The sequence below is a fragment of the Shewanella sp. LZH-2 genome (assembly GCF_016859145.1).
Lineage (GTDB): Bacteria > Pseudomonadota > Gammaproteobacteria > Enterobacterales > Shewanellaceae > Shewanella > Shewanella xiamenensis.
Genome location: NZ_CP069350.1, coordinates 1,999,745 through 2,025,362, shown reverse-complemented (window position 1 = coordinate 2,025,362; position 25,618 = coordinate 1,999,745). Strand labels below are relative to the sequence as shown.

Below are 25,618 nucleotides of genomic sequence, written 5' to 3'. Positions count from 1 at the left end.
TCTTGATTGAATTCGATTGATATTGTTGAATTATTCGGTCACGCGGTTCGCCATCAGCCCTTGGTTAGGCTGCATGGTCAGAGTGACTCGGCGATCGAACACATCGGATTCACTGTCTTGCTGATCATTGAGTGGCATTCCGGCGCCGAAGGCTTGGGTGGTGATCCGCTCGGGGGCTACGCCTTGTTTAATCAAGTAGCCGCGCACTTCTAACAAACGTTGCTCCGAGAGCGCTTGGTTGTAGGCCAGATCACCGCGGCGATCGGCATAACCTTTCAGCTCGAGATTGGACTCGCTCAAGCGCTTCATCACCTTGGCGACATTGTCTAATTGGGGCAAAAAATGGCTTTCAAGCTCCGCAGAGCCAGTACGAAACTGCACATTCATACCCAGCGCCAATTCACTAAACAGTTGTTGTTGCTCGGCGAGCAGTTCATCGAGTTGCTTTTGGGTTAAGGCGTATTCGGCGGCGCGTTGCTCGCTAGCCTGTTGTTTGGCCGATAAGCTCGTCAATTGTTGACGCTGCAAGGCAATATGTTGTTGCTGAGTTTTAACCGTGTCGGTATCAGATACAGACTGGCCGATTAAGGTGCCAGCAAATCCGCCGATAATGGCGCCAACGGGGCCGCCCACTAGGGCGCCAAGTAGCGCTCCGCCGCCAAGACCTATCAGCACTTCGCCGTCATCCTCCTCTTGCTCAATCATTAGCTCTGTCTGTGGCTCTATGAGCAGAGGTTGATTTTGTAGCGACACCTTTGCCGATACGCTGGCGATGGGCGCAGCGAATACACTGAGTATCAACATATTAATTAGCGTCTTTTTCATCATCTCATTCCTTTTGATTTGTGCTGCGTTTACCCGCCTAAGTCATTAGCGCGGCGGGTAAAACGGAATGAGCGTATTAAACACAAGTGCCATGGCATAAGCGGGGATGGAAAATGGCAATGCGACTATCAATTGTGGCAACAAAATGGCAATTGCATTCGGGAGCTTTTCTCAGAAATAAATTCCTGTATAGTCACGAAAACTTATCCCCAGCAGTCAATAGGAAGATGGCTAAATGAAACGTATCGCCATTGTGGAAGATGAAGCGGCCATTCGCGAAAATTACAAGGATGTGTTGCAGCAACACGGTTACAGTGTGCAAACCTATGCCGACAGGCCATCGGCCATGTTGGCGTTTAATACCCGTCTGCCGGATTTAGCCATTATCGATATCGGCCTTGGCAATGAGATTGATGGCGGTTTTATGCTGTGTCAGTCCCTACGCGCCATGTCAAACACTCTGCCGATCATCTTCTTAACCGCGCGGGATAGCGATTTTGATACTGTGTGTGGCCTGCGTTTAGGCGCCGATGATTACCTGAGCAAAGAAGTCAGTTTCCCCCATTTGACCGCTCGTTTAGCCGCGCTGTTTCGCCGCTCTGAGTTAGCCACCAGCCAAACATCGCAGGAGAATTTACTGGAGCGCGGACCGCTCACCATCGATGCCAATCGAATGCTGGTTTCTTGGAATCAGATCCCGATAGAACTCACAGTCACCGAGTTTTGGATGGTGCACGCCCTTGCCAAACACCCGGGGCATGTCCGAAGCCGCCATGAGCTGATGCAGGAGGCGAAGATTTTTGTCGATGACAGCACTATCACATCCCATGTGAAGCGCATCCGTAAGAAGTTTATGGCTGCCGCGCCCGAATTTGATTGTATCGATACCGTTTACGGTATGGGCTATCGCTGGGACAGCCTAGCCTAAACCATGCCAAATAGCAGATTAGCCAGCATTCTATGACACGTTTTCCCTTCGGTCTTCGCACTAAAGTTATTGGCCTCAGCCTGTTTTTACTCTGCCTACCTTGGCTGGGGTACCAATATGTGTGGGAGATGGAAAAATACCTGCGCCACGGTCAGGAACGCACCTTAGAGGGCACCACCCAAGCCTTAGCGACCGCCCTGCACGAGCGGCCGAAACTGTTCGATGGTCAAGCCAGCTTTTTAAAACAGGTTGAAAAGAGTCGCGATCTCTATGCTTACCCCTTAGCGGGCGCGATCCTGCTCGATGGCAAACTCAATGAATGGCAGGAATATCAGCACAGATTTATCCAGTACGGTGAGGCGAATCTCATCATGCGTGCCGATCCCAGCACGTCGCTCACCTTAAGTTTTACCCATATGGTGGGTCAGTACGATGGTTATCTGTATGCCTTTTTTCAGGTGGTCGATCCCAATGTGGTATTTCGTGGCAAAAATGCCTTAAGTGTCGATAGAAACGATCACCTGTCGATTGCGACCCTTGCTCCCGACAATAAATTTAAGCGTTATATCGTGGCTACGACCCAGTCCGGTTGGATCAGTGCCTTCGAGCTGCCCGCCAATCCTAAACAAACCGTGCCCGTGACGCCCGAAGTCCGTATTCAAGGACAATGGGCCACCACGGATGTGGGCTACAATATCGAACTGCGTATTCCCTTAGATATGGTGGGTAGCAAACTGGGGTTTGCCATTGCCGATGTGAATGACAGCAAATACCGCGATGTGACCGCAGTGGTTGGCACCTCGGCCTTAGATACCGTCGATAAACTCGGTACAGTCTTAGTGCCATCACCCGAAATTGAAAATATTATCAAAGGGATGAGCCACTATAGCTCGCGGATTTGGGTGGTCGATAAACACGGGCGTGTGCTCGCGAAGTCTGGCGATATCCGTGACAGTAACAGTGTGTGGACGCGCACCCTCGATGATGAAAATAGCAACTCACTATGGCAGCGTTTTCAGCGCGACTACCTACACCCACTCTACTATAAAATCCTCACTAAACCGCCGAAGGATTTTATCGATTCCCTACAGGACTCGACCGAACTCGACGGTAGCCATATTCAAAAAGCCCTTGCGGGACAACAAAGCTCGACCTGGCGACTGACGCCAGACAATAAGGCTGTGGTGCTTGCAGCCGCCAGCCCGATTTGGATTGATAACAATGTGATGGGCGCCGTGGTGGCCGAAGAAACCACCCACGGTATTCGCACCCTGCGTAACCGCGCACTGGAAAAACTGTTTAACGTGATCCTGACCATTATGAGCATGGGCACCTTAGCGCTGTTTTTCTTCGCCTCAAGTATTTCGAATCGTATCCGCAAACTGCGCGATGAAGCCGAGAATGCCATCGACAGCCAAGGCCGGGTGCGGAACCATTTAAAACCCTCTAAGGCGCGGGACGAGATTGGCGACTTATCCCGCAGTTTTGCCAGCATTGTCGGACGTTTAGGCCAATACACTCATTATTTGGAGAACATGTCGTCACGCTTATCCCATGAGCTACGTACTCCTGTTGCTGTGGTGCGCTCCTCTTTAGAACACTTAAATCTGCAAACCTTAGATAAAGACACCCAAAAATATGTCGACCGCGCCCAAGAAGGGGTAAGCCGTTTAAGCATGATTTTGAACAATATGAGTGAGGCAACGCGCCTCGAGCAGAGCTTAACTCAGGCCGATGTGACTAAGTTCCCGCTATCCCAAGTAGTGAGCGGTTGTATGCAAGGCTATCAAATGACCTACCCTGAGCAGCAATTTAGCGTCAAAGTGCCCGAGCAACCTTTGATGATGCAGGGCGTGCCCGAATACATCGCCCAATTGATGGACAAACTTATCGCTAACGCCATCGAGTTTTGTCATCAAGGCAGTGCAATTGAAGTGACTCTCACCCAAGTTGGCAAACAGGCTACTCTGCTTATCAGTAACTTAGGACCACAGTTGCCAGTGGATATGTCGGAGCAGATCTTCGATTCCATGGTCTCGGTGCGGGCCAATCAAGCCCAAGATAAACCTCACCTTGGCTTAGGTTTATATATTGCGCGGCTTGTGACCGAATTCCACCAAGGGAAAATTTTGGCCCGTAATCGCAGCGAAAACGATGGGGTCGATATTCTGGTCACCCTGCCGCTTAGCTAATACAAAGACTTACAACTTGAGGCAAACTCATCTGTTTGCCTCCTGCCATTTTCACGGGCAGATGCTAAGATGACGGCCATCACAATGGATAACAACATAAAAACTGACTCGCCAAGGTAAGCCCTATGACAGATAAACATCAGCTAGCCACCCAAATCGTCAGCGTCGGTCGAGATAAAAAATGGACCAAGGGCGTGATTAATCCGCCCGTATTTCGCGCATCCACTATTGTCTTCGACACCATGGAAGACATGCGTCACGCCGCCAAAAACAAAACCAATGGCGAAATGTTTTACGGCCGCCGCGGCACCCCGACCCACTTTGCGTTTCAAGCGGCGATCAGTGAGCTCGAAGGTGGCGTAGGTACGGCGCTGTATCCCTCGGGTGCGGCAGCGATTAGCGCGGCTTTATTATCGTTTTTACAGGCGGGCGATCACCTGTTGATGGTCGACAGTGTGTACGAGCCGACCCGCGATCTTTGCAGCCATATTCTGGCTGGCTTTAATATTGAGACTACCTATTACGATCCCCTGATTGGTGAAGGTATTCGCGCGCTTATCCGCCCCAACACTAAGGTGCTGTTTTTAGAATCTCCCGGCTCCATCACCATGGAAGTGCAGGACGTCCCAACCCTGTGCCGTATCGCCCATGAACACGGATTAGTGACTATTCTCGACAACACTTGGGCCTCGCCAATCAATAGCAAGCCCTTCGAGATGGGGGTCGATGTGTCGATTCAAGCCGCGACTAAATATATCGTCGGTCACTCTGATGTGATGATTGGCACCGCGACCGCCAACGAAAAGCACTGGCCGCAGCTGCGTGAGCGCAGTTATTTATTGGGACAAACCACTTCCCCAGATGATGTGTATCTCGCCACACGCGGATTACGCACCCTAGGCGTGCGCATGGCGCAGCATGAAAAAAATGCCCTTAAAGTGGCTAACTGGTTGAAAACTCGCCCCGAGGTTGACCATTTACGTCACCCCGCCTTTGATACCTGCCCAGGACATGCGTTCTTTAAACGCGACTTTAGCGCATCAAATGGTTTGTTTTCCTTTGTATTAAAGCAAGGGGATCAGGATGCGGTCACTGCACTTGTTGAAAATATGCAGCATTTTAAAATGGGCTTTTCTTGGGGCGGTTATGAGAGTCTGATCCTAGGGATTTTCGGAATTGAAAAAATCCGTAGCGCCACTCAATGGGATGCAAGCAAACCATTGATCCGTGTGCATATTGGCCTAGAAGATCCCGATGATTTAATTGCCGATCTCAGTGCGGGCTTCGAGCGCTTTAATGCCGTACTCGCTGTCAAGGCCAAATAAGGCTTAAACAACTTATATGTTAAACAATGAAGGCGGGAATTATCTCGCCTTCATTTTGCCCCGCCTTCGTTGTGCCCCTCTACCGTATTACTTCGGCTTCATCCACCTTTACTATTTTGGCTGCGCCACACTTATTGCGGGGTCAACCCACGCCTGAGAGCCGTATAAAGGCACGGTCGATAAGGCATGTTTGTGGCTGCCATTAGTCTCTTTGGTTGAATAAGACAAATACAACAGCGTTTGATTGGGCGCATCGTAAATTCGGCGCACTTTTAAAGTTTTAAATAAGATGCTTAAGGATTCGGTAAATACTACTTCGCCGTGTTTGCTCTTATCGATTTTGGCGATATCGGCGGCGGAAATCGGCCCCGTTTGACGGCAACTAATGCCCATATCGGAGGGATCGGCAAAATCAAGATTCGCTTCGATACGGCTAATATGGCAGGTCACGCCGGGGATTTTCGGGTCTTGCTTGGCATCGATAATCACGTCTTTCGTGGTAAATAAACCGAGGCTCACTTTGCCCACATCATCACCACAGCCCGTGAGCAGTGTCCCCGCCAACGTCACGGCCAGCAAAGACATTAAAGCCTGATTAACTTTCTTCATCTGTTTATCCTTATTCATCATCCTATTGAGCAAAACACTTTTGTGCCCAACGCGTTAAACCAGCCGTCACCGAACCAAAGTGATCCCCAACCACCACAGGCGTATCGGGATAAAGGCTAGTGATTTTAGCGTAAATTGCTGGGCTTCGTGCGGTACCGCCCGTCACATAAATCACATCGGGTTGGCACTCATAGATTCCAGCCTCGACAGCCAGTTCTTCAGGTGCTAATCCATTGCCAGCAAGACTCTTGGCCGCCTGAGTCAGTGCTTGGTGCATTAAGGCTTCTATCTTAGTCAATGACGGTTCAATGGCATTTTCAAAACAATCGCGACTCACTTGAACATTGAGCTTGGCCTCAATAAATTCCAGTGAACTTTCAGTTGTTTGAGCCTCAGATAAGGCTATTTTAGCTCGCTCGGCTAAACGTACAATTTGGTAGCTTAACTGTTGTTGCTGCACTTTGAGCAATCTTTTTAATAAATGTGGCTGCTCAGCTTCTTTGATCAGTTCATCTATCAACTTGCGAGTGCTCAAGGTGGCAAACTCACGCTGGACACTAATATCGTTTACTGCCACCGCATTCCAAAAGGGATTACTCGGCATAGGTTTACCATTCCCCATAAGCGAACCTAAACCAAAGTGCGGCATAAAGGCATTCATCGCCAATGCGATATCCAGATCATTACCACCAATACGCTGGCCGCTATGGCCAAGACAATCGGCACTGCGGTCGAAATTCGCCTGATGCTTAGGCCCCATTTTAACTACAGAACAGTCGGTGGTACCGCCACCGACGTCGACTACCAGTACGGTTTGATCGGATTTGAGGCTGGCTTCATAGTCCATACCCGCGGCAAGCGGCTCAAACAGAAACGCCACATCGACAAATCCCGCCCGTTTCGCCGCTAAGGTTAAAATGGCCTCGGCTTGGCGGTTGCTCTCTTCACCACCAATGCCCTGAAAATTCACTGGGCGACCAATCACTGCATGGGTAATGCTGGCTTCGCCTGCGGATGTTACGCCCTTTTCGGCGAGTACGGCTTCGGCGCGCATTTTAATATGCTGCATCATTAAAGTGACTATGTCTTCAAACAGGGCAACTTGCTCGGGTCTAAGGCCAGTTGCACCTAAAAAGGATTTTGGCGAACGGACATAAAAACCTTCTTCCGGCATTTCAAGATACGCGGCCACGGCCTGCTCACCCACAAACACCGCTGGCGTCTCGGCATCGAGATCTAATTCATGACGTACCATACGGGCGCGGCTTAATTGCGCGGCGCGTTTTTGGGCATAATCGGCTTTTAATTCTGTGGGAAGAGCGCGATAAACGGCTTCGGCAATTAACTCTCGGTCCATCGCATATAGCGTTGACGGTAAATAAGTTGAATCGGTGGATATTGGTAAGAGTGATACTTCATCTCCCTGCATGATCCCAACGGCACAGTTGGCACTGCCATAATCAAATCCAACAAACATCCGCTTACCTCTAAGTCATACCACAATAAAAAGCCGAGCACGTTAACACAGTTTGCCTCAATCCCAAAGAAAGCCTAGTGCATATCCTACCCTTTACCTTGTAAACTCATGACTAGCCAGCGTTAAGTTAAAGTCACATTTTTGTCACAATGGTCATCAATCTGACATATTCCGTTCGTATCTTTATAGACTAATGACTTTCGCCCGAAGGGGAATTTGCCTTTAAATCCCTTCATTTGTAGCAGTAAATCTGATTGCACTCCGATGTATGAATGCTATTGTATACTGCGCCATGACGCTTGCTTAAAGGAGCTGTGCAGTGTCCCCGAATACCGATAAATTGTCGATTGATAAAGAACTCTCTTGGTTGTCATTTAATGAGCGAGTGCTGCAAGAGGCCTGCGACCCCAATGTGCCAATTGTTGAGCGCGTGCGCTTTTTAGGTATATTCTCCAATAATATGGATGAGTTTTTCCGGGTGCGGGTGGCCGCGGTCAGACGATCAATTCTGCTCTCTGCGCTGCAAGAAGGTCGCAGCAATAGCCGTCACCTAATGGCCAAAATTCAGACCAAAGTCATGGCATTGCAGGAACGTTTCGACAGTATTTACGTCGAGCTGATGCGTGAGTTAGTCCGCCGCAATATTTTGTTAATCAACGAAAAACAATTAAGCGAGTTCCACAGTAACTGGCTTAAAAAACATTTTCGCGATCATTTTAAACGTCATATCGCGCCGCTTATCGTCAATAACAATCGCGACCTCGTAAAACATATCAACGATGATGCAACTTACCTTTGCGTATGCTTATACACTAAGTTGCGCAGACAATATGCTCTCGTAGAGGTACCCACCAAAAATGTCCCGCGTTTTATCGAGTTACCTGCTGAGAAATCTAAAGCCAAAAAATACCTGATCCTGCTGGATAATATTATCCGCCACTGTGTGGATGAGTTGTTTGGGCCGTTTTTTGAATACGATGCGATTGAAGTTTATTCGATGAAGCTCACCCGCGATGCGGATTTTGATATTACCGATGAGCTAGAACAAACTCAGCTAGAAAAAATGACCAAGGGTCTGAAAAAGCGCCTGACGGCTGAACCTGTGCGTTTGGTATACGACAAAGAAATGCCCGAACATATGCTTGAAATGCTGAAGGAAAATTTAAATATCAGCTCTACTGAATGTTTGATCCCAGGCGGGCGTTACCACAGTTTCAAAGACTTTATTGGCTTTCCCAACCCCAGCCGTGATTACCTCGAAAACGAGAAACTGCCCGCGCTGAATAGCTCGGGCTTTGGCCGCAGTGCCAACAGTTTCGATGCGATCAAAATGGGCGATATTATGCTTAATTATCCGTACCATAAGTTCTCCCACTTTACGGAAATGGTACGTCAAGCCGCCTACGATCCTGCGGTACGGTTTATTCGCATCAATCTGTACCGGGTAGCGAAAAAATCCCATGTGATGCAATCACTTATCGATGCAGTCAAAAATGGTAAACAAGTCACTGCGGTAATAGAACTACGGGCTAGATTTGACGAGCAATCCAACATTGAATGGACGCGAGTACTCGCCGAAGCCGGCGTAAAGGTCCACCATGGGATCACCAGCTTAAAAGTACACTCTAAGTTGTGCTTAATTGGCCGTGAAGAGCAAGGCGAAATGAAGCTTTACTGCCATGTCGGCTCAGGCAACTTTAACGAAGGCACGGCACGGGTCTATACCGATTTGTCCCTCTTTACCGCCAATCAGGAAATCGCCCGCGAAGTGGAGCAAGTGTTCGACTTAATTGAACATCCCTACCGCCGTGATAACTTCCAGCATTTGATTGTGTCACCCTATGATGCGCGACAAAAGCTCACCCATTTGATTGATAAAGAGATTGTTAACGCCCAAAGCCATATTAAGGCGGCGATTACTTTAAAATTAAATAACTTACTCGATGAGTCTCTAGTACAAAAGCTCTATGAAGCATCAGCTGCGGGCGTCAAAGTCAAATTATTGATCCGCGGAATTTGCTCGCTGATACCGCAAATTCCGGGGATCAGCGATAACATCGAAGTTTACAGTATTGTCGACCGCTTTTTGGAGCACTCTCGGGTGATGCTATTTCACGCGGGTGGCGAAAATAAGTTGTTTATTTGCTCCGCCGATTGGATGAGCCGCAATATTGATAACCGTGTTGAAGTGAGCGTACCAATCTATGATCCGCGTCTAAAACAAATGGTGATGGATATTTTATCGTTACAATTCAACGATAATACTAAGGCTCGCATTATCAATAAGGAACAGAGTAATCCTTATCGTAATCGCGGTAATAAACGTAAAGTGCGTTCTCAAATTGCCATTTATCAATATCTGATTAATTATGAAAGGCGGTTACAGCAAGAATTAAACGCCCAACGGGAAGCTGCAAAGCTTGAAGTAGAGCAAGCACAAGCACTGACTCTCGATCCCGCATTACAGGCCAAAGCCAGCTAACGCTGGCTTTATTTTAGTCTCGATTGCCTAAGGATAATCCGATTGGTTGCCACACATTCACAGCCGCGACACTTTGTCGCCATCGACATGGGCTCAAACAGTTTTCACTTGGTTATCGCCCGAGAGCAAGACGGCAGTTTGCAGATATTACACAAAGAAAAACAGCAAGTTCAGTTAGCGACAGGCCTCAATGCGCAAAATATTCTCAGTGCTGATGCTATCGAACGCGGCCTAAATTGCCTACGGGACTTTAATCAGCGTTTTTCAAACCTCGACCAAGCGCAGGTACGCTTAGTCGCCACCCACACCTTAAGAGTAGCTAAAAACCGTGAGCAGTTTATTGAGGCAGCGCTGCGTATTATGCCCTATCCAGTGGAGGTGATTTCTGGCCATGAAGAAGCACGGCTCATTTATAACGGCATTGCCCAAAGCCAAGTACTTGGGAAACGTAATATCGTTATCGATATCGGTGGCGGCTCTACCGAAGTAGTGCTCGGGCAAAAAAATACCCCTACCCATTTATCGAGCCTACGCTGTGGCTGCGTGAGTTTTAATGAACGCTTTTTTATCGATGGCCAAATTACTCCAGCGTCGTTTCGCGGGGCGCAAAGCGCTGCCGACAAACAATTTGCTTCACTGTCGAAGGAATATTTCAGTGGCGATTGGGACTTAGTGCTCGGCAGCTCTGGCACCGTAAAAGCTATTTGCGAAGCAATCCAAGAAGAACATGGTGATGAAATCGTCACCCTCGCCCGCCTCAAACAATTAAAGCTGAAACTGATTAAGTGCGGACACATCAGCCAAGTGCACTTTGCCAATGTCGATGATAAACGCACGCCGCTAGTGCCTGCTGGCCTTGCGATTTTAATCAGCTTTTTTAGACGTTTACCCATTGAGCAATTGGAGTTTAGTCCAGGCGCCCTGCGCGAAGGCGTGCTCTACGAATTAGCCAAAATCGGTCAATATCAAGACATTCGCCACCGCACCGTTGACAGTATTGCCCAGCTTTACCATGTGGATATGCCCCATGCGGCTAAAGTGCGTGACACCGCCATGGCGCTGTTTGAGCAAGTCGCCGATGAATGGGGATTAAGACCCCATGCACGCTTACTATCCTACGCTGCGACCCTGCATGAAATTGGGTTACACATCAACTCCAAGGCATTACATAAACACGGTGCTTATATCATTAGTAACAGTGATTTACCGGGTTTTAGTGAGGCGCTGCAACAGGATTTAGCCAGACTGATCGCAAACCACCGTAAGAAACCCAATCAATTGCTACTGGCCGAATTAGAGCTTAGCCACAAACTCACCCTCATTCGTCTCGCCTGTCTACTGCGCTTGGCGGTGTTAGTGCATTTAGGCCGAATTGCCAAAGCCCTAGTGCTTGAGAAAATCCAAGTGATTCCAGATGGCCTCATGCTAGTGCTACCCAGCCATAAACGTAAAATTAGCCTGTTTATGAAGGATTTGCAGCGGGAACAGAAACAAATGGCGTCCCTAGGGATGCAGTTGCGTTTTGTTTCAAGCCTTGAGCAGCGCCAAGAGAAACCGTAAGAAGTAAAAAGTGGCATGCTAAACAAGCATCGCCAGTGAATAAAAGCATTTCATCCCTCAGAGACATTGAGTGCTCTAAGGGATGAGCTGATAAACGCCTTATGCTATTTATCCCCCTTCCCTTGAGGTATCTCGAGCTTATCAAGCTCACAACCACAGCGATTACAGTAGGTTGCATCTAAATCATGACCCATTTTATGGCATTGATTACAAGTACGCAGATCCCTATGCCGTCCCGCTTCTTGGGAAATTTCAGCGGTTAAAATACCCGTAGGGATCGCAATAATGGAGTAACCCAGCAACATGGTAAATGCGGCAATCGCTTGGCCTAGTTCGGTTTTCGGCGTGATATCTCCGTATCCTACCGTCGTGATGGTCACAATAGTCCAATATACTGACTTAGGAATAGAGCTAAAGCCATTCTCAGGCCCCTCAACGACATACATCACGGCACTTAATACCATGATGATTAAACTCACCGAAAAGAAAAATAGGAACACTTTACGGCTAGATTGCATCATCGCCTTAAGCAGCAAATTACCCTCGCTTAAGTAGCGCAGTAATTTAAGCACCCTAAAAATCCGAAAAAGTCGCAGCACACGAATCACTAAGGTGAAATTAGCTCCAGGAATAAAGAGCGCGAGATAACTAGGCAGTACCGATAATAAATCCACTAACCCATAAAAACTGCGGGCATACAGTACAGGATGGGTCGCGCAATAAAGCCTCAAACCGTATTCAACGGTAAAAATCAGCGTAAACACCCACTCTAACACCCGAATAATGTGTCCATAATCCCGATGAAACGCTTCAACTGTGTCAAGAAACACCAACGCCACACTCAGTACAATACAAATGATCAGACCAAGATCAAAATAACGGCCTGCGGGTGTATCGGTACCAAAAATAATGATGCGTAACTTACGTTTAAATGGGCTTTCAGTGTCCAGTTTTTCAAGCGAATGGTTTGACATAGGGGAAAACATCCTTGCGGTAAATAGCGTTATCTGCTCCTAATTGCCAAAGTCTGCCATGCAATTGCTACTCGCTCAAAATTATCTACTCACATTGGCAAAAATTTGCGGTATGATGCGCAAAAAAAAGCGTTAACAGCGTCATTTTAGAGGAAGACATGCGCGTACCACTACTTTCCAAATCCATTACTGTGGCAATAACTCTCGCCGCACTGATTTCTCCCCAAGTGCTCGCCTCATCGAGTATTGGCAAAGTCGATTTAGTGGTAATCACTAAGTCTGAATCCAATATGGCCTTATTAAGGGATGGCAAAGTCCTGAAACAATATCGCATTGCTATGGGTGACTTGCCGACAGGCCATAAGTTGACTGAAGGCGACCAACGTACACCACAGGGCCGTTATATTCTGGACTATAAAAAGTCCGATAGCGCCTATTATAAGTCCATCCATATTTCTTATCCGAATGAAGAAGATAAGCTAAGAGCCAAGGCGCTAGGGATCAGACCCGGTGGCATGATCATGATCCATGGCCAGAACCCACGCTCTCCTCTCCCTCCTGAGCAAGCACAGCAATACAACTGGACCGATGGTTGTATCGCCATTACTAACGCCGAGATGGACGAAGTGTGGAAAGCCGTTGATGAAGGTACACCCATCGAGATTTGGCCCTAAGCCATCACAGAATACGCCCAGTTAAATGGGCGTTTTTATTTGTGTTACCTGCTTTAAGGATTTTTGATGTCAACAGCAAACACAGAAGCTAATGTATTGAGCTTCGAAGCATTAGAACAGACATGGCCTGAATTTGAGGCGAAGATATTAGCGTTTCTAGACCAATTGGGCTTAGCAGATAAAGCATTGCATTGCGATCATGTCGCCCTGAGGGTGAACAGTATCGCCGCTGCCGATGCACTCAAGCAAGCCTTAAGTGCCCGCGGGCGGATCATCTCGGATAATCAAATTAATGGTCGCACAATCCTGATCATTGAACTGGATAAGCCCTTAAGACTCGGCAACTTTAGCATCGACTGTGTCGAACTCCCCTATCCTAGTGATACCGTTTATCCTCAAGAAGGCTGGGAGCATATCGAGCTGGTATTGCCATCCACTGCACAGGACTGCGACAGTCTAGGTCAAGAACTGACTCATTTGAGCCCCTCACTTGTGCAATTACTCCAAGGGCATTCGGCATCCTTAACCGAAGCGCCAATAAAAGTGAAATTTAGCTCGCCTAAGGGCGATAAAGAACGCTTAGCTAACCCCACCATCGCCTTTAAACGAGCCGATATCTGTATCAAAATCCACCCGCACAGCATTAAAGCGGTTATCGCCAGCGAACAGGCGGAGATATAAGATCAATCGAGGCGCAAACCGTTGACATTAGGAATGTGACAGCAATTCCAATGACTTATAATGGATTGCATTAAACAGGCAGTTTGCGAAAAAATCAGCAGCAATAACGGTTGAAATAGCCTAGATTCAAGCTATTAACACTTTGGTTAGTCATTAGGTTTTCTCGATTTTGTGTTATCGACCACGGGAGTCGCCGATGCGCATTGCCGTGATACCCATAAGGATGCAGCACATGAAGCCACATAAGCACGAGGCACAGCTACTCAAACTCGCCCTCGAAATTGGGATCGGCTACGCCAAAAAACGCGGTTTTGATGACTTTGACAAGGGTGTGTCGCCCAAGGATAAAGTGGAATGTATTTATCGACTTTTAGTGACCGATAATCTGATCCAACCCTTAGCAAAAGATAAAGAAGACGGCCCGAATATGAAGCACAAACTGGTACTGTGGATCATCCGCCATCTGCCGACTGATCATCCTTTATTGCAATAAGCACTCAAACACAAAAACAGGGCACCAATGATTGGGTGCCCTGTGTGGAAATAAGAAATAGACGCGGGAGTTACTTCGCGACTTTTTGTACTTTCTGTGCTTTTTCCGCCGCCAACACAGTGGCCATCGGTGGCACTATGGTTGTCGGATCGAGGCGCATTTGGAACCAATTCAATCGCCAATCTAAATGCGGACCATTCGCTCGCCCTGTCGCCCCAACTTCAGCCACAGCTTGCCCTTGCTTAACGGTTTCGCCCGCATTCACATAGAGTTTGCTTAAGTGTAAAAAACTTGAACTCACGCCATAGCCATGGTCGATAACCATAGTCCCGCCTGAATAAAACATATCGGGAACCGACAGGCTAATCACCCCATCGGCGGGTGCGACCACCACAGTGCCGGTTTTCGCCGCCACATCCACACCAAAATGTGGGTTGCCAGGCACATCGTTATAAATACGCTGACTACCATATACACCCGAGATCCTGCCGGTTAATGGCCAAATAAACGATTGTAAAAACGCGGTTTGTTCACTAAAAGTCCCGCGTGCCGCTTTGACCTGCGCCGTATCCTTTGCTGCTCGCTCCTGCGCCACGGGATCGGGCTTCATAATCTTATTGCTGATCCCTTTAACATTCTGAATATTGTACTCTCGCTTCTTGATATTTAACGGTTTAACTTCAGTTAAGCCATCGGGATACATCAAACGTAATTCTTGAGTCAGCTGCGCATCCCTATCAAAACCAAAGGCAAAATGACCATCAGGCGTCACTTTAACGGCCTCGCCATTAAGACTTACCTGCGTACCCGCTGGGGCTTTACCACGAATTAACGCACCCTGTTCAAATTTACCGTCAAAACTCACTTGTGCTTGAGTCGATAAGCTAAACAGGGTCAAAAGTGGCAATAACGCCGCCTTACAAGTGCGCGATAGCATGTTCGGCAACGTTTTTAACAACTTAGGTAGAGCCTTAGGTACAGCGTTTAGCATATTTTCAAAAATCCTTATTCAAACAATAACGCCCTAAAGATTAGGGCGTTAAAAAATCGACAGGGTTAATTCCCTTTGGTCACTATGGCGCCTTTACCCACACCTTCGTAGGCAATCACAGTAAACTGGCTTGAAGGCACTTTCGTGGCTAAAGTGGTTGCCATATAGTCTGCCAGCAATTCGACCGTGGTATCGTGCGGGATCAAATCACAACATTCCTTGGGCATCGCCAGTTGGAAATCCCCCTGAGGCGCTTGATAATGGAAACCATAATGGCTGTCATCGCTGATCCGCGTTTGTGGCGATAGGTTTAACGTCTTCACCGAGACTAAATCCTCTTCGCTACCGAGGTAGATATCGTGCCAACGCTTGGCCCAATACTCATCCCATTTCGGCACGGACACGCCATTCTCAAACACTTGAACTGGGCTGCGATGACCATGGGCAATCCGCTGGCAATTACCATCGTGTTTACGCAAACCATGGCTGTAGTGATAGTAAGGCGCGTTCAGGATCTCATGCCTTAAAGTGAGGCTAATTCCTTCAACATTATCGGGCAGAGTTTCCCGTAGGGCTTTTTGTAAAAAGGCGTTAACGCTTGGAATATCAATCTGTTCCGATGGAACGAGTGCAAAGGCTTGGGAAGGACAAGCTAAGTGGATCTCACCGAGCGCGCTTTCAAAATCCATCCACACCCGATCGCCCTGCTGCTGCCAACGCACGCCGCTGCAGGCAGTAGGCACCAATAAACGATGATCGGCCACCGCATCAATCGTGTGCTTAATCGCACGTTTGACCTTGGCAAAATCGAGCACCATATTTTGCTCGTCTAGACCGCCTTCTAATACGACATCGACAATCCAGCTTTCCCCCACCATGCCACGCTTTGGGCACAGGTAAGAAAAATCGATCACGGTTAAATCTTTTACAAACAGTTGCATTGACTCTCCTCGGCAGAAAAACAGTCCACCTTAATAGGGATTGCGCCACTTAGCGATGGCCGAGCACGCTCACTTGGACAGACACCAAGCTTACCCAAATAATAAGGATTCTAATCAATTCTGCTTCGCCCTGCGACAAATGAATCCTTTCTTAGATACTTTTTATCTTAAGACATGTGTAAACGAACTTGAGCCCACCATAGTTTGCTATCGCATGAGTAACAAACACAAAATAACGCAAACTGTTTAATCGGCCATATCGTGACCGACAGATAGTTTCAGCCGCACACTAATAGACACTACAGATTAGCAAGCAAAACCCTAAACGAAACACCGCAAACCCTACAGAGTTAATCGAGTAAAAACAGCGAATTAGCTCACAAAAATCTAATCCACAACAGCGATAGACCCAATCGAAACAAGGCGTTATCCCTAAGCCATTTTAGTCGTTACTATCGCCCTATAAACCATACAATTAACAAGGTTAATAAGGGAGAAAACCAGATGACAAAACTTACCGCTATCGCGATAACCCTCACAGCTATAGTAGCGAGTAGCTACGCCGTTGCCGCCGAACCGATTGAAGTCATTTCCCCAGCAAAAATCACTGAACCCGAAAAGGTGGAGCTGGGTAAAATGCTGTTTTTTGAACCAAGGCTGTCTAAATCAGGTTTTATTTCCTGTAACTCTTGCCACAACCTCTCCACCGGCGGCGTGGATGCCCTGCCCACTTCGATTGGTCACCATTGGCAAGAAGGCCCAATTAACTCACCAACCGTGCTGAACGCCGACTTTATGCTGGCGCAATTCTGGGATGGCCGCGCCAGCGACTTAAAAGAACAAGCCGCGGGCCCAATTGCCAACCCCAAAGAAATGGGCTTTACCCATGAACTCGCCACCGAAACCATTGCCTCAATGCCCGCTTACCGTGCCCGCTTTGCCAAGGTTTACGGCGATGAAAAAGTCGATATTGACCGCTTAACCGATGCCATTGCCGCCTTCGAAAAAACCTTAGTCACGCCAAATAGCCCATTCGATCAATATCTATTAGGTAAACAGGATGCGATAAGCAGCGAAGCCAAGGCGGGTTACCAACTGTTTAAGGATAAAGGCTGCGTCAGTTGCCACAACGGCCCTGCGGTAGGCGGTACTATGTTTATGAAGATGGGACTAATTAAACCCTTCCATACCAATAACCCCGCCGAAGGTCGTAAAGGTGTAACGGGTAAGGATGCGGATAAATATGTGTTTAAAGTACCGACACTGCGTAATATCGAGCTCACCTACCCCTACTTCCACGACGGCAGCGTTTGGACGCTAGAAGAAGCGGTAAATACCATGGCAGATATTCAGTTAGGGCAAAAGCTTACCGACAAGGAAACCAAGGAAATGGTGGCGTTCTTAAATTCACTGACCGGTGAACAGCCACAGATCACCCTGCCGATCCTTCCCCCATCGAATAAAGAAACTCCGCGCCCAGTACCTTTTGCGACGGGAGCAAAATAAAGGTTAAACCTAAGAAGCATTTAGCATAAAACAAAGGCCGAGGATAAACTCCTCGGCCTTTTGTTTAATGCTTGGTGCTTAAAAAGCTGACGCTTAAAGCTTAAGCGATATTATCCCAAGCGGCTTATTCGCCCTTAAGACGTCTATCTAGCTGATCTTTTAAGTTTGCTGGCACGCCTTTAATCAAAATTGTGTCGGAAATCGGATCGTAAATCACCCGTTGACCTAAATGGCCACCATCGAAGCTAATGGTGACACCGCCACCGGTACCCGAAAACTTCTTCAATTGTCTTAAGGTCGATTTATCGGCGGGGAATTCTTCATCCAGCTCATAACTGCCACCACGGGCAAAGTCATAGAAAGACTCCATACCTTGATCGGCAAGCTCATCCGCTAAATCTTTGATCTCAATATCGGCGCCTTCATCGAACCGCTCGGAGCAATATTCAAACACTTTATTACGACATTGCTGACGTTCTTCTTTGGTCAGATCGCTGCTGGCGACAAAGTCTTCCACCGCGTTCATCAAGGTTTTGTTTTGCGCCTTGGTATTTACCCCTTCGACACAGCCCATAAAGTCGAGGAAGAAGTCCGCCACTTTACGGCCTGCACGCCCACGGATAAAGGAGATGTACTTGCGAGAATCTTTATCAGCCTGCCATTCGGTGAGATCGATTCGCGCAGCCAACTGGATATTGTTTAAATCCAAATGGTTATTTTGTGACAGCTCCATATCATCGAGTACCGTCATTGACGATTTTGCACTGAGTAGCGCCACAAACAAATAATCACTCGCCATGTTGGTGTAGCAGGACATCAACAGGAATCCGCCTTGGCTAAAATCATATTTTGCCAACTCTTCCTGCAACAACTTACTGGCTTGGCCGGTAAATTCGACGAAACCTAAATCCCCTGCACGGTATTCCTTTAGCGCATTGGCAAACGCCGGATTAGCCTCACCATCATCACCGTGAATACCAAAATAACCGAATCCTTTGCCGGATTTGCTGGTATAAGTCTGATGCAACTCTTCGAGCATCATCTCGACAGCCTGACCGTTCAGCAGAGGTTGAGGACGTAAACGGCAGCGTAATTGACCCTGACTGTCCTGGGAAATCTCGTGAATAATTGCTTGTTCGATGTTAATACTCATAAGCCCTGATAGTGATGCTGGAATAAATCCGCTATTATATGCCGCTAATCCATTCCAAAGTGAAACATTTTTTGATTATGGCAATCCAATCGAAATACTCAAACGCACAAGTTGAATCATTAATCGCCGAAATTTTAGCGGTACTCGAAAAGCACAAAGCTCCTACTGACTTAAGCCTGATGGCGTTAGGCAACTGTGTCACTCACCTGCTCGAGCGCAAAGTGCCAAGCGAATCTCGCCAAGCGGTAGCAGAACAATTTGCGAAAGCGCTCGCACAATCGGTGAAATCCAATTAAGTTAGTCGAGTAACAATGATTAAAACAGCATAAGATACAACGCCTTTTAGGAATAAGCGGATCACTATGGTCGAGCGAAAAAAACAAATGAGCCGCGATCGCGTATCGCGACTTATCAACTGGGGACATTGGTTCGCCTTCTTTAATGGCCTATTGGCTATGATCGTCGGCACACGCTATTTAAGTAGTGTGGGTTATCCCGAAACCTGGTTTGGCTGGGGCTATCTCGCCGTCAGCACCATTGGCCAGTTCAGTTTTCTTGCTTTTATCGCCTACTTGATCTGCCTATTCCCACTGACGTTAATCTTACCTTACTCCAAGATACTCAGAGGCTTAGCGGCCGTTATTGCGACCTTAAGCCTGTGTATTTTATTGTATGACACGATTGTTTATGCCGATTACGGCATGCACTTAAGTCCCTTCGCCTTTGATTTAGCCTGGGCCGATTTGAGCGCCCTACTCCACGGTACGTCCTATATCGTCACGCCCATCGCCATTTTGGTGATTGAGCTAACGGCGGCGAACTTCCTGTGGAAGCGGATTGAAAAAATCCAAAAACTCAATCTTGGCAATAAAGTCATAGCCTTTGTTGGAGTATGCTTTGTTAGCAGCCATTTGATCCATATTTGGGCCGATGCCGCTGATATCACCGAAATCACCCGTTTCGATGACACGTATCCGCTGTCGTACCCCGCAACGGCTCGTAGTTTTATGGAAAGCCATGGCATTGACGGTTCATCCCAAATCGATGATGACGCGAATCATGCCACTAATGTGCTCAGCTATCCTATCCAACCACTGCAATGCCAAGCGGATAATAAACCAAACGTATTAATGCTAACCATCGACAGCTTACGTGCCGATATGGTGGACGCCGAGACCATGCCGTTTTTGCATCAATACACCGAGCAGAATCAGCATTTTACTCACCACTACAGTGGCGGCAATCAATTTAAGACGGGCATGTTCTCCCTACTTTATGGTTTACAAGGCAGCTATGGCGATGCACGCATCTTCAATACTACAAGTCCAATCATCACCCGCAGCTTTAAGCAAGCAGGTTATGAACTAGGCTTGTTTATCCCAGAAACCAATCTGAATTTGCGTGCAGCCAAGGCCATGTTTAATGACTTTACCCCCGTCATTGCCAAAGAAACCAATGGCAGTGCCGAGGCGGATATTCTTAGTGTTGGCCACTTTACACAGTGGCAAAGCGTGCAACAACGTCCTTGGTTTGCTCTAGTAAACCTCAAAGCACCCGAGAATTTTGATACACCGGTAGGCTTCCTCGGTATCGAAACTGTCAAAGCCGATGCGAATTTACAACCCGCGCAAAAGGTATTATTTAACCAATATCGCCAATCATTGAATTTTATTGATAAGCAAATTCAATCGATTGTAAGTCAATTACCTAGCGATACCTTAGTGGTGATCACCGGCGTCAACGGCAAAATGTTTACCAGCAATAGTGACGAAGCGCTGCGTAATTTGTCACCAGATAGCGTTAGAGTCCCACTGGTTATCCACTGGCCAAATGTAGGAGCTAGCACGGTTAACTATCGCACTAGCCACTATGGTATCGTTCCCACTTTAATGACCCATGTCTTAGGCTGTACCAATAACCCCACAGACTACAGTGCGGGCCGTAGCCTGTTGCAACCAAGCCAAGAAACCTGGATTTACATCGGTGACAGTCGCATTTTTGCCATTTACCAACAGTCGGAAATCACCGTCATCGACCGCCATGGCAAATACCGCATTTACGATGAAAACTTTGAGCACAGACTGCACAAAAAGATGAGCGCACCTGAGCTTATTCAAGTGATGCGCGAAGGCAGGCGCCTTTACAATCACTAAAAAGTATTTTACCTCAAAGCCCTAAATCACTTAGGGCTCTTTGTTTTAACAATTTCATTGCGAGTAGCGTGTTGCAAAGCCAACAACTTGATCACATTAATCACACCATTACTAAACTAATATCAGACAGTTAGTCCATTAAATGCTAAAATAACTATATGACTCATAAATGATATTTTTATTTGGCTGATCTCATTCCATGACTCTTATTAAAAACGATCAGAATCAAGCCTTTGACGCCATTCATACTATCCTCAACAGCCTAGATGCGCTGGTCTACGTTTCTGATTTACACAGCTATGAGCTACTGTATTTAAACGATTATGGAACGGCCATTTGGGGAAAACCCGCGGGTAAAAAGTGCTATCAACTCCTCCAAGCAGGCCAAAATAGTCCCTGTGCTTTTTGCACCAACCACAAACTGATTGGGCCCGAGGGCGACGCCACTGGTGTACATGTATGGGAGTTTCAAAATACCCAAAATAAGCGTTGGTACCAGTGTCGAGATCAAGCGATTCGTTGGACCGATGGCCGCCTGGTTCGGATAGAAATTGCCACTGATATCACTGAACGTAAACACATGGAACAGGCATTAATCGAGGCTAAGTTCATCGCAGAGCGCCTTGCAAATACCGACGAGCTCACAAAACTCTACAATCGCCGCGCCTTTTTCCATTTTGGGCACCCTATCGCACATCAGTCAGGCCAAGCGCTGGCGTTTATTATGTTTGATATTGACCATTTTAAGCGCGTCAATGATCAATGGGGACATGCTACAGGCGATGCTGCCCTTATCCATATCGCACAGCTGACGCAAACTAAACTGAGAACAAATGATATTCTTGCTCGTTTAGGCGGCGAAGAATTTGGGCTGATTTTACCCAACACTCAACATGAACAAGCATGGCAAATTGCAGAGTCGATTCGCCATGGATTTGATACACAGCCACTTTACCTTGATGGACACACCATTCATTGCACCGCAAGCTTCGGCATATCATCCTTGATCTTGCCTCAAATCAATCATCCCGATGAAGCACAAGCACTCTTGGAGACTCTATTTAATAATGCTGATCAGGCCATGATGCGAGCGAAACGCACAGGCAGAAATCGAGTCTGTGATGCGGAATAAACCAGCTCAAAGAAAGTTTAGCCATTTAAATTCAGCTTAAGACTCAAGATCGGATAAGCATTTTTAGCCAGTAAGGCAGTTTTTATCGCCATTGAGCCTGCTTTATAGTCCAATAGAATGGTTTCGCGGCTTAACAGTTTATTCCTCAATTCAAGACAAATTTGTCGTCAGGTGTACTGGATAGCCCATATACCCATACATTGTTAGTCGATTTCTGGTAAGGCCAAACATAGGCAAATAGATAAGAATATGTATGGCAGCAGGTGTGGGAATTTTCGGTTGAGCTAACGACCCGAAACACATAATGGGTCAAAAGCTTTTAGCCAGATGAACAGTTCAATGGTCGTTAAGATTGGCATTGTTGCAACTGTGACCGTTGGCGGCATGGATGCCGCCGTCGAGCCCTCAGGGATGCTTCTTGTGAAATAAAATGGCGGCCTGTCACAGGGGAAACAATGACAATTCATCCTACACACCTGACGACAAACTTATCTTACTTGGGGCAAAAGCCTTTAACCGGATTAACCGTGTAATGGTTAGTTAAGATTGCCGTCAATAAAGCAGTGCTCTTAACGGCATAACTATCATCCTAACTAACCTTCCCTATCCCACCTTACCTATCTGACTAAATAGGCTCAAACCAATCAACTCAACTATTCTCGGCAGATAGTTAAACGGCGAAGCGCAAATATACCCAGTAGCGAGAGGATTAATAGGGATAAACTGCCTCCGCCGCTATAACCTTGTTTATGTTCAATGGTCGCAATATGTTCTTCTTTCACACGGGTTTTAAAGCGGGCTAATTCAGCGTCTAAGTTAGTGATCATATCGTTTACCGCCAGCTCAAAGCCTTCGGTGGATTTTTCACGTAGCACGTTGGTGACGCTCACCGCGGTTGACGTGTCGGTCAGTTGGTTGATGCCGGGCGCCCTAAACAACATTTTTTGGCTGCGCATATCAAATACTGCGGTATCGACAAAGGTTTGGATCGCGTTTTCATTGCCGGGCACCATATACATGCCGACTATGGTCCAATACAGCAGTGAAGCCTTATTCTCGCTGCTTTGTAACAGTTGATCGTAAGACACCAGTGCCATCACATCGACATCGTGTAAGCGGGCAACCTGCTGCAAGGTGCTAAAACCTTTGCCATTTTTAAGGTAAGTACTGGGAATTAATTCGATACGGTCAATAAAGTCATATTTAACAAATGACTGTTTCACTTTATCCAGCAAGGCGATTTGCGAGCTGCTATCGAGGGCTTCGTATTGCCAATGGGTGGAAGGTAAAAAGGCGATACCAACCGTGATGGGAAGACGCAGCACTGGGATACTAGGCTGCTGCGCCTCACGCTGTTTATTGTCGGGATAGAGATATTCAACCAGACTGCTGGAAACGACGTTTTTTTCGGTGGTGTTACCGTTAAAAAAAGCACTGCAACCACCAAGCATGATGCTAATCGATGCCAGCGCACCCACAAGCGCTATGAATTTTGTCTTCATCTGTTTCCCTACCGTATCCTTACTGCGCACAGGCCACGCAACCCGTACATATTGCCGCTACCTTAGCGAGTCACTGCTGTAAAAACAAGCCGTTAACTTCACATATCGCGCTTTTGTTTGGCTTTTTAGAGGCTTAAAAACAACAAAGCCGCATCGAAATGCGGCTTTGGCTTTGATAACGACATAAATAACATCACAAACTAATCATAATGATTATGCTGCAACCACATGCCGCTGTGCGCGAAGTGGGTGTAAACGATTATGCATTACTTTAATAGTTTCGAACTGCACCATAGTTTTAGCACCGGATAACACACATTCAGGCGATAGCAACATCACTAACGCCGATTGTAAGGTGTTTTCGACGACTAACACTAATGCACGTTGTTTTTGGCATTTAAGCTCAAAGACTTTACCTACATCACTGTAAACGCATACATCACTGGTATCAAAAAACCAAGATTTAGGCATTTGGGGAGTCAGCATAAAATGGGCCGCTGTCGCATTAAGGGCAATTTGCACTATTGCGGCATCGGTTAGAGATAAGTTTTTTGGCAACTTGTCGAGTAAGCTCATATAGAATTTGGCGTGCGCGATATTAAATTCCATGCTTGATAAGGCATCAGGAATTAATGATTTCGCTTTATAAGCCGTCAGAAATTCTATCTCGGAACCTAACGAAACGCCTAATACACCATACGAATCGTTATATTTCCAGTGCCAATCCTTTTGTGGCAATAATAACATAACGTTTACCTACTATTTGAACACTGCCACATCATAGTAGATATTTTATGCAATATCAAAATAAAAATAATAAAATACAAATTAATTAACAATTACTTAGAAGATCTATTTAGAGATCATAACCGCGATCTGATGATCGTTTTAGATCGCGGTTATGATAAAAGATCTTGGTTTAGATCCTTAGTGAGATGTAAAGATCATTATTTTAAGCGATAAGCTTCAACTATCTCTTTAATTAACTTTGGACCTTGATAAATAAAACCAGAGTAAATCTGAACCATTGTCGCACCGGCATCAAATTTTGCTAAGGCATCTTCAGCACTATTAATCCCGCCCACACCAATAATTGGGAGTTTTCCCTGTAAAGAAGTCGCCAATTGTTTAATCACTTTTGTTGACAGTTCTGTTAAAGGTTTACCGCTTAAACCACCGCTTTCATTAGCATTGGTAAGCCCACTAACACCGTCACGAGTTAAGGTTGTATTGGTCGCAATTGCACCATCAAACTGATTTTTAATTAATGCTTGAGCAATATTTTCAATTTCTTCTGTGGTTAAATCGGGAGCAATTTTAAGGGCTATTGGTACATATTTTTTATGCTTCTCAGCTAGCTCAAGTTGCTTGGTTTTTAATGCGCTTAATAATTCATCTAATAGATCGCCATATTGCAACGATCGTAATCCTGGCGTATTGGGTGATGAAATATTCACTGCAATATAGGCGGCATAAGGATAAACTTTATCCATGCAGATCAAATAATCGTCTTTCCCCTGCTCTACTGGCGTGTCTTTATTTTTACCTATATTGACCCCAACCATGATATCGGTTTTCTTTGCGATCAAATTTTTGACCAGATTATCGACACCTTTGTTATTAAAGCCCATGCGATTGATAATCGCCTTGGCGGGTTTTAATCTAAATAAACGGGGTAAATCATTACCGGGTTGTGGTCTTGGAGTAACAGTTCCCACTTCCACATGACCAAATCCCATCGCATGAAAAGCATCGATCGACTCACCATCTTTATCCATACCTGCGGCTAACCCCACAGGATTTGGAAACGTCAGCCCCATAAAACTCACTGGCGCAGGAGCAATATGCTGAGCATAAAAAGCATTCAGAGGGCTATTACCTGTCAGTCTCAGGCTACCAATGGCTAAATTATGCGCTCGCTCAGGATCCATCTGAAACATGACTTTCTGTGCGATTTTATAAAACATGTACTTTCCTCGACCTAAAAAAAGCCCCGGCGATCGCCAGGGCTTCTGATTGT

22 protein-coding genes are annotated in these 25,618 nt (G+C 46.7%); 12 read left to right on the top strand and 10 right to left on the bottom strand.

Going from position 1 to position 25,618, the window contains the following annotated elements; all coding sequences use genetic code 11:
• Window positions 1-30: 30 nt before the first annotated feature.
• Window positions 31-828, bottom strand: coding sequence for a sortase-associated OmpA-like protein PdsO (gene pdsO, locus JM642_RS09070; protein WP_203433521.1), 798 nt, complete (start codon window positions 826-828; stop codon window positions 31-33).
• 232 nt (window positions 829-1,060) lie between these two features.
• Between pdsO and pdsR the strand changes: the two genes are divergently transcribed.
• From pdsR to JM642_RS09055, 3 genes are all read left to right on the top strand, one after another.
• Entirely contained in the window at window positions 1,061-1,753 is a 693-nt protein-coding gene (pdsR, locus tag JM642_RS09065) for a proteobacterial dedicated sortase system response regulator (RefSeq protein ID WP_037418159.1), read from the top strand.
• Between the two features lie 32 nt (window positions 1,754-1,785).
• Window positions 1,786-3,945 carry a proteobacterial dedicated sortase system histidine kinase gene (gene pdsS, locus JM642_RS09060; RefSeq protein WP_203433519.1) on the top strand — a complete coding sequence of 720 codons (2,160 nt, stop codon included), beginning with the start codon at window positions 1,786-1,788 and terminating at the stop codon, window positions 3,943-3,945.
• 125 nt (window positions 3,946-4,070) lie between these two features.
• Entirely contained in the window at window positions 4,071-5,270 is a 1,200-nt protein-coding gene (locus tag JM642_RS09055; protein WP_203433517.1) for a cystathionine beta-lyase, read from the top strand.
• Between the two features lie 111 nt (window positions 5,271-5,381).
• On the opposite strand, the gene JM642_RS09050 is transcribed toward JM642_RS09055, so the two are convergent.
• Window positions 5,382-5,879, bottom strand: a complete 498-nt coding sequence (locus tag JM642_RS09050; protein ID WP_203433515.1) for a CreA family protein — start codon at window positions 5,877-5,879, stop codon at window positions 5,382-5,384.
• Between the two features lie 22 nt (window positions 5,880-5,901).
• Window positions 5,902-7,356: a molecular chaperone gene (gene yegD, locus JM642_RS09045; RefSeq protein WP_203433513.1), complete on the bottom strand. Its 1,455-nt coding sequence runs from the start codon at window positions 7,354-7,356 to the stop codon at window positions 5,902-5,904.
• 319 nt (window positions 7,357-7,675) lie between these two features.
• Between yegD and ppk1 the strand changes: the two genes are divergently transcribed.
• Both ppk1 and ppx read left to right on the top strand, forming a co-directional pair.
• Entirely contained in the window at window positions 7,676-9,838 is a 2,163-nt protein-coding gene (ppk1, locus tag JM642_RS09040) for a polyphosphate kinase 1 (protein ID WP_203433511.1), read from the top strand.
• Window positions 9,839-9,880: 42 nt separating this feature from the next.
• Window positions 9,881-11,398, top strand: coding sequence for an exopolyphosphatase (ppx, locus tag JM642_RS09035; protein ID WP_144375053.1), 1,518 nt, complete (start codon window positions 9,881-9,883; stop codon window positions 11,396-11,398).
• 104 nt (window positions 11,399-11,502) lie between these two features.
• On the opposite strand, the gene JM642_RS09030 is transcribed toward ppx, so the two are convergent.
• The gene (locus JM642_RS09030; protein ID WP_037418109.1) at window positions 11,503-12,372 is read right to left on the bottom strand and encodes an ion transporter; all 870 of its coding nucleotides are present in this window, start codon (window positions 12,370-12,372) and stop codon (window positions 11,503-11,505) included.
• 158 nt (window positions 12,373-12,530) lie between these two features.
• Between JM642_RS09030 and JM642_RS09025 the strand changes: the two genes are divergently transcribed.
• From JM642_RS09025 to JM642_RS09015, 3 genes are all read left to right on the top strand, one after another.
• Window positions 12,531-13,046, top strand: coding sequence for a L,D-transpeptidase family protein (locus tag JM642_RS09025; RefSeq protein WP_080612373.1), 516 nt, complete (start codon window positions 12,531-12,533; stop codon window positions 13,044-13,046).
• A gap of 66 nt (window positions 13,047-13,112) precedes the next feature.
• On the top strand, window positions 13,113-13,727 hold the full coding sequence (locus tag JM642_RS09020; RefSeq protein WP_172589241.1) for a VOC family protein: 615 nt from the start codon (window positions 13,113-13,115) through the stop codon (window positions 13,725-13,727).
• A gap of 232 nt (window positions 13,728-13,959) precedes the next feature.
• Window positions 13,960-14,220 carry a DUF5062 family protein gene (locus JM642_RS09015; protein ID WP_011626406.1) on the top strand — a complete coding sequence of 87 codons (261 nt, stop codon included), beginning with the start codon at window positions 13,960-13,962 and terminating at the stop codon, window positions 14,218-14,220.
• A 70-nt stretch (window positions 14,221-14,290) separates the two neighbouring features.
• On the opposite strand, the gene JM642_RS09010 is transcribed toward JM642_RS09015, so the two are convergent.
• Together JM642_RS09010 and JM642_RS09005 are read right to left on the bottom strand one after the other, a co-directional pair.
• The gene (locus tag JM642_RS09010; protein ID WP_203433509.1) at window positions 14,291-15,211 is read right to left on the bottom strand and encodes a M23 family metallopeptidase; all 921 of its coding nucleotides are present in this window, start codon (window positions 15,209-15,211) and stop codon (window positions 14,291-14,293) included.
• 65 nt (window positions 15,212-15,276) lie between these two features.
• Window positions 15,277-16,152, bottom strand: a complete 876-nt coding sequence (locus JM642_RS09005; protein WP_203433507.1) for a 6-carboxytetrahydropterin synthase — start codon at window positions 16,150-16,152, stop codon at window positions 15,277-15,279.
• Between the two features lie 504 nt (window positions 16,153-16,656).
• On the opposite strand from JM642_RS09005, the gene ccpA reads away from it, so the two are divergent.
• Window positions 16,657-17,658, top strand: coding sequence for a diheme cytochrome c5 peroxidase CcpA (gene ccpA / locus JM642_RS09000; protein ID WP_203433505.1), 1,002 nt, complete (start codon window positions 16,657-16,659; stop codon window positions 17,656-17,658).
• Window positions 17,659-17,782: 124 nt separating this feature from the next.
• Here the strand turns inward: ccpA and yejK are convergent, their stop codons facing one another.
• Window positions 17,783-18,811, bottom strand: coding sequence for a nucleoid-associated protein YejK (gene yejK, locus JM642_RS08995; RefSeq protein WP_037418093.1), 1,029 nt, complete (start codon window positions 18,809-18,811; stop codon window positions 17,783-17,785).
• Window positions 18,812-18,888: 77 nt separating this feature from the next.
• Between yejK and JM642_RS08990 the strand changes: the two genes are divergently transcribed.
• The 3 genes from JM642_RS08990 (at window position 18,889) to JM642_RS08980 (ending at window position 22,096) form a co-directional block, all read left to right on the top strand.
• Complete coding sequence (locus JM642_RS08990) at window positions 18,889-19,107, top strand: YejL family protein (protein WP_011622981.1); 219 nt, start codon at window positions 18,889-18,891, stop codon at window positions 19,105-19,107.
• 66 nt (window positions 19,108-19,173) lie between these two features.
• Window positions 19,174-20,964, top strand: coding sequence for a DUF3413 domain-containing protein (locus JM642_RS08985; protein WP_172589245.1), 1,791 nt, complete (start codon window positions 19,174-19,176; stop codon window positions 20,962-20,964).
• Window positions 20,965-21,163: 199 nt separating this feature from the next.
• The gene (locus tag JM642_RS08980) at window positions 21,164-22,096 is read left to right on the top strand and encodes a GGDEF domain-containing protein (protein ID WP_172589246.1); all 933 of its coding nucleotides are present in this window, start codon (window positions 21,164-21,166) and stop codon (window positions 22,094-22,096) included.
• A gap of 653 nt (window positions 22,097-22,749) precedes the next feature.
• On the opposite strand, the gene rhlP is transcribed toward JM642_RS08980, so the two are convergent.
• From rhlP to pyrD, 3 genes are all read right to left on the bottom strand, one after another.
• Window positions 22,750-23,598, bottom strand: coding sequence for a rhombotarget lipoprotein (gene rhlP, locus JM642_RS08975; protein WP_203433503.1), 849 nt, complete (start codon window positions 23,596-23,598; stop codon window positions 22,750-22,752).
• Between the two features lie 213 nt (window positions 23,599-23,811).
• Window positions 23,812-24,345, bottom strand: a complete 534-nt coding sequence (locus JM642_RS08970; protein WP_037419319.1) for a cell division protein ZapC — start codon at window positions 24,343-24,345, stop codon at window positions 23,812-23,814.
• Between the two features lie 200 nt (window positions 24,346-24,545).
• A complete protein-coding gene (gene pyrD, locus JM642_RS08965; protein WP_037419316.1) occupies window positions 24,546-25,565 on the bottom strand; it encodes a quinone-dependent dihydroorotate dehydrogenase in 1,020 nt (339 codons plus the stop codon).
• Window positions 25,566-25,618: the final 53 nt, after the last annotated feature.